Consider the following 15,616-nt stretch of genomic DNA (forward strand, 5'->3'; position numbering starts at 1 on the left):
TTTGCCAATAAATTCTGTCAATTAAATTTTCGAACAATATTATCGTTCTGTACCACGACAAATCACCGCGTAAAACTCATAACGATTGTTAACACCACTAAAATTAGCCAACAAATAGAAGCAATAATATGCTGTTCAGTTCGACTTATTCAATTAGTTGTCATTTATTTCTGTGGTTTTCTTATTATAAATCATGGCAATGTGTTAATTTCTCTCAGAATTATTATAAAAAGAATAATCGCAGATCATGCTCATAATATTAATCTAGCTAATGATGTTTTACCCTCATTAATGTATATCCCTAAATTAATCAGTTTTGATGTTACTTCTCGTAATAGTCCAGAAAAGTATAAGTGGCTTAATACTGGTGGTGTAATTATTGCGTTGCTAGCTTTTTTAGCCATGCAACACTTTATTGAGTTAATAACTTTGCAAATAACAACAGTTGTTATCGGACATAATTCAATAATAGTTTGTTGTGTGACATAGATAGCTTTAGGTTGATAACAAAGGAGGATGTATGGATATACGGTAAATTTAAGTGCACAAAAAATTTCAGGGATAACAACTTGATTAATGTGTGAACCTATTATGTAAAAGAAAAATATCGAGTATTGGATCACGGTTGTAACAAAATGAGTTTGTTGATTCGGATGTAAGTCGTGATGTTAGTAAATAACCTGATTGTCACTATTTTAATCAAACTAGCCAGTGTTAACGACTTAAGTAAAGTTGTCATGAAATGAAATAAGCAAATGCAAGGCTATAGTCCGCAGTGAGACGTTGCAAACGGCGAGTGGCGGACGTCGGAGTTATTGATTAAAAAATGCGCGACGGTATAAAATAAGAACCATTAAAAAATAAAATTTATGAAAAGATTAAAAAATGCTTTATTGTTTTCGGTTAGTACAATACAAATCAATTCAATCATACTGATTTTATTAAGTTTATGCTCTTTAAGTATTAGTTCAAAAAGTCTGGCGTTAATAACACATACGGTAAATATTATTCATGGTAATCAGCCGAAGGTTGTCAATATAGAAGCCGCTGCGAAAAAACAGGGTTTTACTATAAATGGTGTTTTTTATAGTGCCAACACCAATAATCTAAACGATATCCAAATCAACCAATTTGATGGTAATTTGAAAATTAATGATTTTATCATTAAAAACTATACTATAAATGATTTAGATATGACCACTAATTATGATGATAGCGATGAAGATGGCATCAACTATCGAGCCCCCTTTTCTGTAGAACCAACGACTTATAGCTGGGTTGATAATAATGGTGTAACAATTGAGGGTAACGACCGAGCGCGGATAATTGGTTGTAGTAGTGGTTTCTCAATGCCGCTCTATTTAACTATTTCCACTAAAGTAAAAACCTATTCAGGATATGGTATTCCCAATGAAAGTGAATATGCTGATATTACCCAAAAATATAAAATTATGGCTAAACCAGAAATCTGTTATGCCAAACCTTATCAAATGGAGGTTTCTCCGAAAATGGTTTGGGGTAGTGTTAAACAAAAAAGTGATAATGGCGCCATAGACTGTAGTTTAATGGAAGCTGATGGTGGTTCTGGTTCAATTACAGGGTGGAACAACAATAATGGCAGAATAAGAGATCCTTCCTGTGGTGGTGGTTATAATGCTCAGGTTTTTGATCCAATAAATGGATTTAAGGCTTCTGCGGTGCCGCATTTTCCAACCACAGGATTTTCTGGTGCCAAATTTCAATTAATAATGACAGGTAATCAGAACGATTTTAATTATGAATTAACTCAAAATCCCAATAATAGCGTAACTATTGATAATCAAGGTTATGTCACATTAGTTAATAAACCGACTGGGCCGGTAACGATCAAAGCAACCTTTAAACATGATAATCAAATTGCAGAGAAACTGTATTCCTTTAATTTAACCGGTATTTGGGCTAATCCACAAGGAGACGGATTCTACACTTATCAGCAAATCACGAATCTGTGTGGTGGTGAATCGAAAATACCTTCTCGTGCAGAAATGTCAAATTCACCCAATGCCCCGTTATCATGGACCGCAATGCCTTATACTTGGGATGCTTTCACTCGTGATATTGGTAGTGGACTTTTAAGTGAGTGGGGCATGACAATGAAAGAGAATTATCCAGAATCGAATTGGTTTAAAGAATATTATTGGTTTTATTCCAGAGATAAGTTTCTTGGTCCTTATGGAATCAATAACCATTTATCCGATAGGTTCGCTATTGATGCTTGGATAGGGCAAATAGCAGTGTGGGCAAAAGAAGCCAATTTACGAGCGGTATGCTTACAATAGTACGTATGATTAATAACAAGATATCCAAATGAATTTTAGTGAAAAATTAGCCGCCCAATCAAAATTTAAAGGTATATTATTATTCAACGATGGTGTATTTTTACGCGCTTATAATGAAGGCGTTTATATTTTAACTGAACTTCTCGGTTATGATTTTAAAGTTAACGCAATGCAATTAAAAAAATATAATTATCGTTGGGTGGTGACGTGTGCTTTTCCATTAAATAAATTAAATGTACGACTACCGAATGCTGAGTTGACAGAATTTGGTAGTCGTTATAATTATGCTTATGATATTAAAGATTATAGCCGATGGTTTGCGCAATATTGTCATAATGAAAACCACGCAACGCCAGTATCACTAGAAGTGGATGAACAGCATCTATCAGAAAAATCGGTTAATAGTTGCCGAGCGATAAAGTGCTCAGATGGTGTCTTTCTAAAATTAAATCAAAAACAAGTCAATTATCTTTCAAATTGGCAACAAGGTTATTATCCAAGCGAGATTGATACAAAATTTATCCAGAGCTTAAAAAAAATATTATTAACACATCACAATCCAACCGATTGAAGTTCCCTGTTTTTTGATGCCCAATTTTAAACGTAAATTCCTTTTTCTAATCAATAAAAAAGCTCGTCTATTTGAGCCATTTTTTAACGGATAAATTAATTAATATCAAAAAAATAATAGAGTGAAAATCAGATAGGGATAACAAGTGCAAGGTATTGCTATTTATATCAAGCGTATTCATTAAAAGGTCATCGGTGAATTTTGTTTCGGTTATCAGTATAACTGTTGTAATTTTTCTTTCATCTTTAAAATCTTCGTTAGATGGTATAGACGGTTCAATTATTTTTAGAAAAAACCGCCATTAATCGATATTAGAGAGTAGTTAATTTAGTAATCGACAACCTTCACCAATAAACCGCTATTACTTTTACTTGAAAGTTTACATATCTTAACAACTTTATTTTATGCAACGTTTGCCAGGATTATCTAATTTCCTTATAATCAAACCGCAAATTTTTTGAAATCTTTAATATAAAACAAGAATATACAAGACAAAAAGCTGAAAAAATGTTAAAATACAGTTGTTTAGTGGCCAGCCAGCCAGCCAGCCAGCCAGCCAGCCAGCCAGCCAGCCAGCCAGCCAGCCAGCCAGCCAGCCAGCCAGCCAGCCAGCCAGCCAGCCAGCCAGCCAGCCAGCCAGCCAGCCAGCCAGCCAGCCAGCTCATATATAGTTTAGACTTATCTAGTTTTAATAGACTATTAGTTTTATTTGCCAATAAATTCTGTCAATTAAATTTTCGAACAATATTATCGTTCTGTACCACGACAAATCACCGCGTAAAACTCATAACGATTGTTAACACCACTAAAATTAGCCAACAAATAGAAGCAATAACATGCTGTTCAGTTCGACTTATTCAATTAGTTGTCATTTATTTCTGTAGTTTTCTTATTATAAATCATGGCAATGCATTAATTTCTCTCAGAATTATTATAAAAAGAATAATCGCAGATCATGCTCATAATATTAATCTAGCTAATGGTGTTTTACCCTCATTAATGTATATCCCTAAATTATCCCGTTTTGATGTTACTTCTTGTAATAGTCCAGAAAGGTATAAATGGCTTAATGCTGGCGGTGCAATTATTGCGTTGCAAGCTTTTTTAGCCATGCAGCACTTTATTGAGTTAATAACTCTGCAAATAACAACAGTTGTTATCGGACATAATTCAACAACAGTTTGTTGTGTGACATAGATAGCTTTAGGTTGATAACAAAGGAGGAAATATGAACATATGCTGAATTTAAGTGCACAAAAAATTTCAGAGCAAAAATTCTGATTAATGTGTGGACCTATTATATAAAAGAAAAATATCGAGTATTGGATCACGGTTGTAACAAAATGAGTTTGTTGATTCGAATGTAAGTCGTGATGTTAGTGAATAACCTGATAGTCGCTATTTTAATCTATGTAGTCAGTGTAAGTAACTTAGGCGAAGTTGCCATGAAGTGAGAGAAACGAACGCAATGGCTATAGTCCGCAGTGAGACGTTGCAAACGGCGAGTGGCGGACGTCGGAGTTATTGATTAAAAAATGCGCGACGGTATAAAATAAGAACCATTAAAAAATAAAATTTATGAAAAGATTAAAAAATGCTTTATTGTTTTCGATTAGTACAATACAAATCAATTCAATCATACTGATTTTATTAAGTTTATGCTCTTTAAGTATTAGTTCAAAAAGTCTGGCGTTAATAACACATACGGTAAATATTATTCATGGTAATCAGCCGAAGGTTGTCAATATAGAAGCCGCTGCGAAAAAACAGGGTTTTACTATAAATGGTGTTTTTTATAGTGCCAACACCAATAATCTAAACGATATCCAAATCAACCAATTTGATGGTAATTTGAAAATTAATGATTTTATCATTAAAAACTATACTATAAATGATTTAGATATGACCACTAATTATGATGATAGCGATGAAGATGGCATCAGCTATCGTACCCCCTTTTCTGTAGAACCAACGACTTATAGCTGGGTTGATAATAATGGTGTAACAATTGAGGGTAACGACCGAGCGCGAATAATTGGTTGTAGTAGTGGTTTCTCAATGCCGCTCTATTTAACTATTTCCACTAAAGTAAAGACCTATTCCGAATATGGTATTCCCAATGAAAGTGAATATGCTGATATTACCCAAAAATATAAAATTATGGCTGAACCAGAAATTTGTTATGCCAAACCTTATCAAATGACATTGTTTCCTAATTATGTTTGGGGGAGTGTAAGAGCAATCCTATATCAAGGTCGTCAAGAATGTATTTTATCAGGCTATAGAGATGATCAATTAATTGAATCACTCGACGATTATCGTATGCATTTAGTCAATGGATGGAATTTCGATAATTCTAGAAATAGAAATAGTATTTGTGGTGGTGGTTATAATGCTCAGGTTTTTGATCCAATAAATGGATTTAAGGCTTCTGCGGTGCCGCATTTTCCAACCACAGGATTTTCTGGTGCTAAATTTCAATTAGTAATGACAGGTAATCAGAACGATTTTAATTACGGTTTAACTCAAAATCCCAATAATAGTGTAACTATTGATAACCAAGGTTTTGTCACATTGGTTAATAAACCGACAGGCCCAGTAACGATCAAAGCAACTTTCAAACATGATAATCAAATTGCAGAAAAACTTTATACTTTTAGTTTAACTGGTATTTGGGCTAATCCACGAGGAAACCAATTATACAGCTATCAACAAGTTACTAATCTGTGTGGCGGCGAATCGAAAGTACCTTCTCGTGCAGAAATGTCAAATTCACCCAATGCCCCGTTATCATGGACAGCAATACCTTACTCATGGGATGCTTTTACTCGCGATATAGGTAACGGACTTTTGAGTGAATGGGGTATGACCTCCAAGTTAACTTATCCCGATTCTAATTGGTCTAATAATTTGCTTTGGTTTTACTCCAGAGATGTATTTTCAGATCCTGTTGGTATAGCTGCTGGTTATGAAAATAGATTTTCCGTTGACTCTTGGATAGGGCAAATTGGACCATGGATAACTGGATCAAAATTGCCAGCGGTATGCATTGAATAGTACGTATGATTAATAACAAGATATCCAAATGAATTTTAGTGAAAAATTAGCCGCCCAATCAAAATTTAAAGGTGTATTATTATTCAACGATGGCGTATTTTTACGCGCCTATAATGAAGGCGTTTATATTTTAACTGAACTTCTCGGTTATAATTTTAAAGTTAACGCAATGCAATTAAAAAAATATAATTATCGTTGGGTGGTGACGTGTGCTTTTCCATTAAATAAATTAAATGTACGACTACCGAATGCTGAGTTGACAGAATTTGGTAGTCGTTATAATTATGCTTATGATATTAAAGATTATAGCCGATGGTTTGCGCAATATTGTCATAATGAAAACCACGCAACGCCAGTATCACTAGAAGTGGATGAACAGCATCTATCAGAAAAATCGGTTAATAGTTGCCGAGCGATAAAGTGCTCAGATGGTGTCTTTCTAAAATTAAATCAAAAACAAGTCAATTATCTTTCAAATTGGCAACAAGGTTATTACCCAAGCGAGATTGATACAAAATTTATCCAGAGCTTAAAAAAAATATTATTAACACGTCACAATCCAAATGATTGAAGTTCCCTGTTTTTTGATAAGCCAACTTTTAGCGTAAACCCTTTTCCAATCAATAAAAAACTCGACTATTTGAGTAATTTTTTAACGGATAAATTAACTAATAACACAAAAAAACATAAAGTGAAAATCAGACACAGCAAACAAATGCAAGGTGTTGTTATTTATGTCAAGCGTATTCATTAAAAGATCATCGGTGAATTTTGTTTCGATTTCCAGTCAAACTATACTAATTTTCATTCATCTTAAAAACTATCAGTAAATGGTATAGATGCTTCAATTTTTTTAGAAAAAAAAACACCATTTATCGATGTTAGAGAGTAGTTAAGTTAGTAATCGACAACCTTCACCAAGAAATCGTATTTGCCTTTTTCTGTACAATCCACGATACAATGTTTATAGTGACTTATATTCTGCATTAACATGATTTTAATCACTTAAATTATTATGAAGCTTCAACAACTACGTTATATTTTAGAAATTGCCCGTTCAGGTTCGATTAATGAGGCCGCAAAGAATCTCTATATTACCCAACCTAGCCTTTCAACGGCGGTTAAGGATCTTGAAGCAGAATTTGGGATTGAGATTTTTGTACGAACATCGAAAGGTGTTTCGCTTTCGGCTGATGGTGTGGAATTTTTGGGTTATGCTAAGCAGGTTCTAGATCAAGCTCAATTGTTGGAGCAACATTTTTCCAAAAAAGAACCATCTAAGCAGTTATGTAGTATTTCAACGCAACACTATGCGTTTGCGGTCAACGCCTTTGTTAATTTAATCAAGAAGAATCACACTGATGAATATGAGTTTACCCTTCGCGAAACTCGAACTTACGACATAATAACTGATGTGGCCAATTTGCGTAGTGAAGTGGGCATTTTATATCTCACCGATTTTAATCAAAAGGTGATTTTACGTTTGCTTAAAGAGCATCGTCTCACGTTTAATCCTTTATTTGAAGCCGATCCGCATGTATTTATCAGTACTCATCATCCTCTAGCTGCGATGAAGTCGTTAACGCTCGAGGATTTAGAGGATTTTCCTTATCTCTCTTTTGAGCAGGGTGAATATAACTCTTTTTATTTTTCCGAAGAGATTTTAAGTACTGTCTACCATAAGAAAAGTATTCATGTGAGTGATAGAGCGACGTTGTTTAATTTGTTGCATGGTTTAAATGGTTATACAATTAGTACCGGCGTACTCAGTACTGATTTGAACGGTTCGGATATTTTGTCGATTCCTTTAGCGGTAAATGAGAAGATTTTAATCGGTTGGATTACCTCGCAAAAAGCACAATTAAGTGTATCTGCGCAGAATTATATTGAAGCATTAAAAAAACTTATCCAAGAAGAGTATGGTTTTAAGCTTAAATAAGTGTATAGAATTACTAAATGAAATTGCTATTTTAATAAATATCAGTATAATTGCGGACTATTCGTATATTTATTATATGAATGCCGAGGGATGTCTGAATTAGAGATCGGTCATTCCATTTTTTTATTTATTTTAAGAGGTTTATTATGTCTCTAACTGTAGAAGCAAAAGCGAAAATCGTTGCTGAATATGGCCGTGGAGCTAACGACACTGGTTCAACTGAAGTTCAAGTTGCTCTTTTAACTGCACGTATTAATGATTTACAAGGTCATTTTTCTGAGCATAAAAAAGATCACCACAGTCGTCGTGGTTTATTACGTATGGTATCTAGCCGTCGTAAATTATTAGATTATTTACGTCGTACAGACTTTGATCGTTATAACCAATTGATTCAAAGACTAGGTTTACGTCGCTAATTATTATCTACTTGAAAAGAGGCTTAGGCCTCTTTTTCGTTGTATAAATTCAGGGCTTTGATATAATGCTGAGCTCAAAAAGCATAATTAAATGCTCTGTAAAAAAGAAATTAATTGAATGGAAGATTATATCTCATGTTTCGCGCGACTAATGAGAGTTCTATAATTTATAGATTTGTCATTAGTCGTGACAGTGAAATAATCTTTTGTTTAGTATCCCCCACATGGTTGAAGTGTGTATCAATATGTTCCAGCGTATGCTGCATCCTGTCGAAATATCAAACTTCAACATGATTTATAACAAGAGGACTTTATTTTGTTCAATCCGATATATCAAAAATTTCAATATGGTCGCCATACAGTTACTTTAGAAACCGGTATTATGGCGCGCCAAGCAACGGCTGCGGTGATGGTTAATATGGACGATACCGCGGTTTTTGTTACTGTAGTTGCCGATAAAAAAGTGAAAGAAGGGCAAGACTTCTTCCCTTTAACAGTTAATTATCAAGAACGTACTTATGCAGCTGGTCGTATCCCTGGTGGCTTTTTTAAACGTGAAGGTCGTCCTAGCGAAGGCGAAACATTAATTGCTCGTTTAATTGACCGTCCACTTCGTCCATTATTCCCAGAAGGTTTTGTTAATGAGATTCAGATCATTGCAACAGTGGTGTCGGTTAACCCTGATGTTAGCCCTGATTTGGTTGCGATGATTGGTGCTTCAGCCGCACTTTGTTTGTCTGGCGTGCCTTTCCATGGGCCAATTGGTGCTGCACGAGTTGGTTTTATTAACGATGAGTTTGTGTTAAATCCATCAGTTAAAGAGTTAGCATCAAGCCGTTTAGATTTAGTTGTTGCCGGTACAAAAAGTGCGGTGTTAATGGTTGAATCAGAAGCTGATTTGTTAACTGAAGATCAAATGTTAGCCGCCGTGGTTTTTGGTCACGATCAACAACAAGTTGTTATTGATAATATCAATGAGTTTGTGGCTAAAGCGAACTATGAAAAATGGGATTGGGTTGCGCCAGCTAAAAATGAAGAGCTATTTAATGCGGTTTCTCAGTTAGCTAAAGATCGTTTAGGTGAAGCTTATCGTATTACTGAAAAACAAGCTCGTTATGCGCAAATCGATTTAATTAAAGAAGAAGTCTTAGCAGCACTTAAAGAAAAAAATGAAGAACTTGACGAAAATGAAGTTATCAACATGATTGTTGATTTAGAAAGCCAAATCGTTCGTCAACGTGTTATCGCTGGTGAGCCACGTATCGATGGTCGCGAGAAAGATATGATTCGTGCTCTGGATATTCGTACCAATGTATTACCAAGAACTCATGGTAGCGCATTATTCACTCGTGGTGAAACGCAAGCACTAGTTACCGCAACTTTAGGTACTGAACGTGATGCGCAGATCATTGATGAGTTAACTGGTGAATATACCGAACGTTTTCTTTTACATTATAACTTCCCTCCATATTCAGTGGGTGAAACAGGTATGGTTGGTTCACCAAAACGTCGTGAAATTGGTCATGGTCGTTTAGCCAAACGTGGTGTTGCTGCCGTAATGCCAAGCAAAGAAGAGTTTCCATATACTGTACGTGTAGTTTCTGAAATTACTGAATCTAATGGTTCTTCTTCAATGGCTTCAGTTTGTGGTGCGTCATTAGCATTAATGGATGCTGGTGTTCCAATTAAGTCTTCGGTTGCGGGGATCGCCATGGGTCTGGTTAAAGAAGGCGATAACTTTGTGGTATTGTCTGATATTTTAGGTGACGAAGACCATCTTGGTGATATGGACTTTAAAGTAGCCGGTACCCGTGAAGGTGTAAGTGCATTGCAAATGGATATCAAGATTGAAGGTATCACTAAAGAAATTATGCAAGTTGCCTTAAACCAAGCTAAAGGTGCTCGTTTACACATTTTAGGTGTGATGGAACAAGCCATTAATAAACCTCGTCAAGAGATTTCCGAATTTGCTCCACGTATCTATACAATGAATGTTAATCCAGATAAGATCCGCGATATTATCGGTAAAGGTGGTGCAACCATTCGTGCATTAACCGAAGAGACAGGTACTACCATTGAGATCACTGATGATGGTGTAGTTAAGATCGCAGCGACCGACGGTAATAAAGCAAAAGATGCAATTGCGCGGATTAACAATTTAGTGGCTGATGTTGAAATTGGAAAAATCTATTCAGGCAAAGTTACTCGTATTGTGGATTTCGGTGCATTTGTTTCAATTATCGGTGGTAAAGAGGGACTAGTACATGTTTCACAAATCGCTGATCACCGAGTAGAAAAAGTTGCAGACTACTTAAAAGTAGGACAAGAAGTGAATGTTAAAGTGCTTGAAATTGATCGTCAAGGTCGCATTCGTTTAAGTATGAAAGATGCTGCTGAGCAAAACTCTAATGTCGAGCCAGTAGCTGAATAAACTATTATTCGCTAGGAGATACAAATGAGATTATTCAACCTGAACATGTTGAGCTGTATGCTTGCAGCCCTTATTTTGTCAGGTTGCTCTCGTCTCTCTCAACCGTTACCTGTTGTTCCTTTACAAGTTTCGTATGATGATGAATTAAAAATAGCGCAGATTAGTCAGCAGTTATCAAGACGTGATCTTGATGCTGCCTCTAAGATGCAGCTTATTTTCGAACGGGGAATGGTATACGATTCGCTAGGTTTTAAAGCATTTGCACAGAGTGATTTCAACCATCTTTTAAGTTTTAATCCAGAAATTCCAGATATTTATAATCTTCTAGGTAATTATGCGTTAAGAGATGGTGATTTTGATAATGCGATAATGGCGTTTAATACTACATTAGAGCTGGATCCTAATTACGCATTTGCCTACTTTAATCGTGCGATAACCCTGTATCGTACTGGACATTATCAAGTAGCACAACTTGATGCAGAAAAATTCTATCAATATGATGTTAATGAGCCGATTCGTATTTTATGGCTCTATTTGATCGAAAAAGAATTAGATACAAAAACTGCCTTAACTCAACTAAAAAAACGTTATGATCTACTTAGCGATAAATCGAGTTATAGCAGTGATATTATTGCATTTTATTTGGGTAAAATGAATGAATCCAAGTTAATGCAAAACCTTCAACAAGGTGTTGAAAATGATCGGCAATTAGCTGAGCGCCTTTGTGAAGCTTACTTTTATTTAGGTAAATATTACCAAAGTAAAGGTAATAATGAGCGTGCCAAAATGTTATTTAAATATGCTTTAGCTAATAATATTTATAACTTTGTTGAACATCAACAGGCACTCTACGAAATTAAGTTACTTGACGAAAAGTAACGAGGGTCATGCCAGTTTAAAAGTGAAAATATTGTTATAGCGTAGTTCTGATTTGCCCGTAAAATATTCTCGATTCTTTACATACTTTTTATCAATTGTATTGTTTAAATATTAATTGCATTAAAGTAATCTAATTGAGTAAGTATTGGCAGTTAGTTATTGGGGTGAGTTGTAAATTTTCAATTTAGTGAGCTGGCATAAATGCATATAGGCTGTTTTATTTTGGTACCGTAATAATTTGTGATACCTGCAGTAATCCTCATGAATTATTTTACTTAATAGCGATCAACTTAGGTGGCTATCCAAATATTGAGCATATATAGTCAAATTTACAAGCGAGTTTACATGACAAAAGAAATATCTTTTATTGACCTTGGTTTATCTGAGGAAATCCTTAACGCATTAAATGATCTTGGTTTTACTAAACCATCACCCATCCAAGCCGAATGTATTCCTTTACTCTTAGAAGGTAATGATGTGCTGGGTATGGCGCAAACCGGTAGTGGTAAAACTGCCGCTTTCTCAATCCCTTTTTTAATGAATATTGACGTTAATCTAAAAGCACCACAATTATTAGTATTAGCGCCAACACGTGAACTAGCTATTCAAGTTGCTGATGCGTGTGCTGAGTATTCTAAATATGTGAAAGGGGTAAAAGTATTAGCGCTTTATGGTGGTCAACGTTATGATGTGCAATTGCGCGCATTAAAACAAGGTCCACAAATCGTGGTAGGAACGCCAGGTCGTTTATTAGATCATTTAAATCGTAAAACGTTAGATCTTTCTAATCTCAAAGGGTTAGTTTTAGATGAAGCCGATGAGATGCTACGAATGGGCTTTATTGATGATGTTGAAAGCATTATGGCGACAATTCCTGAAGAGCATCAAACTGCGCTATTTTCAGCGACGATGCCGGCGCCAATTCGTCGAATTACTAAACGTTTTATGCATAATCCAAAAGAAGTGCAAATCAAAGGGACTAAGCAAACTGCACCAGATATCGATCAGAGTTATTGGTTAGTGCGCGGCATGCGTAAGAATGAAGCGATTGTACGTTTCCTTGAAGCAGAAGACTTTGATGCGGCAATTATTTTTGTGCGCACCAAAACCGCTACCTTAGAAGTCGCTGAAGTATTAGAAAAACATGGTTATAGTTGCGCAGCCTTAAATGGTGATATGACGCAACAGCTTCGTGAGCAAACACTTGATCGTTTACGTAATGGTCGCTTAGATATTTTGATTGCGACAGATGTGGCAGCGCGCGGTTTAGATGTTGAACGTATCAGTTTAGTGATTAATTATGATATTACGCTAGATTCAGAATCTTATGTTCACCGTATTGGGCGAACTGGTCGTGCTGGTCGAGCAGGACGTGCTATTTTATTTGTTGATAGCCGTGAACGTCGTTTGCTTAAAAATATTGAGCAAACTATCAAGAAACCAATTCCAGAAGTGGCATTACCTTCTAAAGAGTTGCTTGAAAAACGTCGTTTAGCTAAATTTACTCAGCAAGTTCAGCAACAACTTGAGAGTGCCGATTTAGAACAATATCAAACATTACTCGAACAAATTCAGGCTGAGAGTGGCACAGATCTTGAAACGATTGCCACAGCGTTGCTACGTTTAGCACAGCGTGATCGTCCGTTAATTCTTCCGCCTGATCCGGTCTTTAAACCGGCAAGAGAATATCGTGATCGTGATGGTCGTAATGGTGAGCGTCGCTTACGTGGTGATAATCGTGAATCACCAAAACGTCGCGAACGTCGTGATGTTGGTGAGATGGATATGTATCGTATCGAAATTGGTAAAGAAAACGGCGTTGAAGTACGCCATATTGTCGGTGCAATTGCCAATGAAGCTGATATTAGTAGTCGTTATATTGGTAATATCAAACTTTATGAGACTTATTCAACCGTAGAATTACCAAAAGGGATGCCTAAAGATATCCTTAAGCATTTTGAGCGTGTTAGAGTGCTTAATCAACCAATGAAAATGAGCCTAGTCGCAGGTAAATCATCTGAAGGTAAGCGCGGACGTAAAAGTAATCAGCCTGAATCTGATGATAAAGGTTTTGCGAAAAAACGTGGTCGCCCAACCGCACCTAAGTTTTAATACTTTTAAGTTTTGACTTTTCAAACCTCTGTTATAAAACAGAGGTTTTTTTATTATTTTTTATTTAGATTGTTTCCCGCATTTTTCGGCAAGGTGATAAAGTCAATCATCGCCAATAAAGTCATTCCAGCCACCATAAATAGTGCCAAGCGAAAGTCTGCAACCATTAATTGCTTATGGCCATGATAACTGGAGGCAATAAATAAGAATAAGGCACTTAATACAATACCTAGCACGTTATTTAGTTGTTGAAAAATGGTTGATAAAATATTGGCGCTTTGTATTTCCGTTTTATCTATTTCTGCAAAACTGAGGGTGGTAATAGTGGTAAATTGAATTGAACGCGCGCCACCGGCAAAAAATAGCACTACTATAATCCAGATGATTGATGTGTCTGGCGTGAAGAGCGCACATAAGACGAAACTGAATGATAACAATAGACCATTGACAATCAGTATATTGCGAAAGCCAAACTTGTGAATTAATGACGTATTAACCGTTTTGAGTAGGATATTGCCGGCGAATAGTGAAAGCAGTAACGAACCCGCAGTTATAGGGGACCAACCAAAACCGACTTGAAACATAAGTGGTAAGATAAATGGTGCACTATTTAAACCAATTCGTATTAATGAACCGCCCAAGAAGCTCATTCTAAAAGTACGTTTAGAAAACGCGTATAAGCTTATTAGTGGATGCTTAGTATGGGTAAGATGATAATAAGCAAAAGTTAATACGAGGCTTCCAGCAAAAGAAACTGCCAGACCTAACCATAGGCTGTGATTTGAGTGCGAGACCATTTCTAGCCCATAAACGAACATTAATAATCCTAAACCGCAGGCAATAAATCCGATAATATCAAATGAGCGCTTTTCTGGTAGCTCTTTGGGCAACAGTCGATGAGCAAAAAATAGGGCAATAAAACCTAGCGGAATATTGAGAATAAATATCCAATGCCAACTGAGATATTGTGCGCAGAATCCACCAATAAGTGGCCCCATTAATGGCGCAATTAAACCCGGCCACACTAGAATTGAAATTGTACTAACCAGATGCTGTTTTTCTGTTCGACTTAAAACCACCGTTCTGCCTACCGGTACCATCAATGATCCGCCTAAACCTTGAATTAATCTTGCGATAGTAAACATGGTTAAATTGGTCGATAAGGCACACAATACCGACGCTAACATAAATAATATAATTGAAATTGAGAAGACCCGATAAGCGGTGAAACGATTGGCGATCCAGCCACTTGCGGGTAAACCAATGGTGAGTGCTAACATATAAGCACTAATTCCGACAGATAAATCTTGAGGGCTTGTAAGAAATGATTTTGCCATTGCCGGAATGGCGGTGGTGATCACCGTCGCGTCCAAGTTCTCCATAAAGAACGTTGCGGCAACTAAAATCGCCATTTTTCGAACGTGATTATATTGTTGCATGATATTGTCTAATTAATATATAAATCTTAAATTAAAGTTTTTAATATACGCCAAAAATTTGCGTTATGGTAAAGCTTTTTAACATTTTGCCCTTAGTGGTGATTGAGAGTATACTAATAACAATTTAATCGGTAAAACAGAGGTACAGGATGACAGATTCTTTAAACAAATGTAAAGCTAACGAAACCCCAGCTTGTTGTTGTGTGGATGTTGGTACTATTATTGACAATGAAGATTGTAGTGCAGAATATGAAAATGTTTTTGCAACTGAATCAGAAGCAAAATCTAAATTAGCATCATTGACTCAAGCAGCAAAAGATGTTGAAACGGAACCTTGCGAAATCAGTAGTAGCATCGATAAAGTTGAAAATGGTTTTAAATTAATGGCTAAATTCACTTTTTGTTGCGGTGCTGAATGCATGATTTTCCAATTGAAATTACGTTAACCGTTATT

General features: G+C 35.9%; 13 protein-coding genes. 12 read left to right on the forward strand and 1 reads right to left on the reverse strand.

Features of this window, described 5'->3' with window-relative positions; translation table 11 throughout:
- From DKK70_RS16675 to DKK70_RS04080, 11 genes are all read left to right on the forward strand, one after another.
- A partial coding sequence (locus DKK70_RS16675; protein WP_181415904.1) for a hypothetical protein occupies positions 1-489 on the forward strand: 489 nt, incomplete at its 5' end.
- A 380-nt stretch (positions 490-869) separates the two neighbouring features.
- Entirely contained in the window at positions 870-2,318 is a 1,449-nt protein-coding gene (locus DKK70_RS04035) for a hypothetical protein (RefSeq protein WP_110432839.1), read from the forward strand.
- A 28-nt stretch (positions 2,319-2,346) separates the two neighbouring features.
- Positions 2,347-2,889: a hypothetical protein gene (locus tag DKK70_RS04040; protein WP_110432840.1), complete on the forward strand. Its 543-nt coding sequence runs from the start codon at positions 2,347-2,349 to the stop codon at positions 2,887-2,889.
- A 507-nt stretch (positions 2,890-3,396) separates the two neighbouring features.
- Positions 3,397-4,086: a PT domain-containing protein gene (locus DKK70_RS04045; RefSeq protein WP_110432841.1), complete on the forward strand. Its 690-nt coding sequence runs from the start codon at positions 3,397-3,399 to the stop codon at positions 4,084-4,086.
- A gap of 381 nt (positions 4,087-4,467) precedes the next feature.
- Positions 4,468-5,946, forward strand: coding sequence for a hypothetical protein (locus DKK70_RS04050; protein ID WP_110432842.1), 1,479 nt, complete (start codon positions 4,468-4,470; stop codon positions 5,944-5,946).
- Positions 5,947-5,974: 28 nt separating this feature from the next.
- Entirely contained in the window at positions 5,975-6,517 is a 543-nt protein-coding gene (locus DKK70_RS04055) for a hypothetical protein (RefSeq protein WP_110432843.1), read from the forward strand.
- A gap of 444 nt (positions 6,518-6,961) precedes the next feature.
- On the forward strand, positions 6,962-7,885 hold the full coding sequence (locus tag DKK70_RS04060; protein WP_110432844.1) for a LysR family transcriptional regulator: 924 nt from the start codon (positions 6,962-6,964) through the stop codon (positions 7,883-7,885).
- Between the two features lie 146 nt (positions 7,886-8,031).
- Complete coding sequence (rpsO, locus tag DKK70_RS04065; RefSeq protein WP_110422826.1) at positions 8,032-8,301, forward strand: 30S ribosomal protein S15; 270 nt, start codon at positions 8,032-8,034, stop codon at positions 8,299-8,301.
- A 316-nt stretch (positions 8,302-8,617) separates the two neighbouring features.
- A complete protein-coding gene (pnp, locus tag DKK70_RS04070; protein ID WP_110432845.1) occupies positions 8,618-10,732 on the forward strand; it encodes a polyribonucleotide nucleotidyltransferase in 2,115 nt (704 codons plus the stop codon).
- 24 nt (positions 10,733-10,756) lie between these two features.
- Positions 10,757-11,611: a lipoprotein NlpI gene (gene nlpI, locus DKK70_RS04075; RefSeq protein WP_110432846.1), complete on the forward strand. Its 855-nt coding sequence runs from the start codon at positions 10,757-10,759 to the stop codon at positions 11,609-11,611.
- Positions 11,612-11,956: 345 nt separating this feature from the next.
- Positions 11,957-13,723, forward strand: coding sequence for a DEAD/DEAH family ATP-dependent RNA helicase (locus DKK70_RS04080; protein WP_110432847.1), 1,767 nt, complete (start codon positions 11,957-11,959; stop codon positions 13,721-13,723).
- A 53-nt stretch (positions 13,724-13,776) separates the two neighbouring features.
- Here the strand turns inward: DKK70_RS04080 and DKK70_RS04085 are convergent, their stop codons facing one another.
- The gene (locus DKK70_RS04085) at positions 13,777-15,162 is read right to left on the reverse strand and encodes an MFS transporter (RefSeq protein ID WP_110432848.1); all 1,386 of its coding nucleotides are present in this window, start codon (positions 15,160-15,162) and stop codon (positions 13,777-13,779) included.
- 149 nt (positions 15,163-15,311) lie between these two features.
- Here DKK70_RS04085 and DKK70_RS04090 point away from each other — a divergent pair, with 149 nt between their 5' ends.
- Entirely contained in the window at positions 15,312-15,608 is a 297-nt protein-coding gene (locus tag DKK70_RS04090) for a YfcZ/YiiS family protein (protein ID WP_110432849.1), read from the forward strand.
- Positions 15,609-15,616 lie beyond the last annotated feature (8 nt).

Origin of the sequence: Gilliamella apicola (genome assembly GCF_003202655.1) — a bacterium.
Taxonomy (GTDB): domain Bacteria; phylum Pseudomonadota; class Gammaproteobacteria; order Enterobacterales; family Orbaceae; genus Gilliamella; species Gilliamella apicola_R.

What these genes read in the sequence shown, in the direction of transcription:
- DKK70_RS04035 (WP_110432839.1), top strand. Translation starts at nt 870, where the DNA reads ATGAAAAGATTAAAAAATGCTTTATTGTTTTCGGTTAGTACAATACAA.
- DKK70_RS04040 (WP_110432840.1), top strand. Translation starts at nt 2,347, where the DNA reads ATGAATTTTAGTGAAAAATTAGCCGCCCAATCAAAATTTAAAGGTATA.
- DKK70_RS04045 (WP_110432841.1), top strand. Translation starts at nt 3,397, where the DNA reads ATGTTAAAATACAGTTGTTTAGTGGCCAGCCAGCCAGCCAGCCAGCCA.
- DKK70_RS04050 (WP_110432842.1), top strand. Translation starts at nt 4,468, where the DNA reads ATGAAAAGATTAAAAAATGCTTTATTGTTTTCGATTAGTACAATACAA.
- DKK70_RS04055 (WP_110432843.1), top strand. Translation starts at nt 5,975, where the DNA reads ATGAATTTTAGTGAAAAATTAGCCGCCCAATCAAAATTTAAAGGTGTA.
- DKK70_RS04060 (WP_110432844.1), top strand. Translation starts at nt 6,962, where the DNA reads ATGAAGCTTCAACAACTACGTTATATTTTAGAAATTGCCCGTTCAGGT.
- rpsO (WP_110422826.1), top strand. Translation starts at nt 8,032, where the DNA reads ATGTCTCTAACTGTAGAAGCAAAAGCGAAAATCGTTGCTGAATATGGC.
- nlpI (WP_110432846.1), top strand. Translation starts at nt 10,757, where the DNA reads ATGAGATTATTCAACCTGAACATGTTGAGCTGTATGCTTGCAGCCCTT.
- DKK70_RS04080 (WP_110432847.1), top strand. Translation starts at nt 11,957, where the DNA reads ATGACAAAAGAAATATCTTTTATTGACCTTGGTTTATCTGAGGAAATC.
- DKK70_RS04085 (WP_110432848.1), bottom strand. Translation starts at nt 15,162, where the DNA reads ATGCAACAATATAATCACGTTCGAAAAATGGCGATTTTAGTTGCCGCA.
- DKK70_RS04090 (WP_110432849.1), top strand. Translation starts at nt 15,312, where the DNA reads ATGACAGATTCTTTAAACAAATGTAAAGCTAACGAAACCCCAGCTTGT.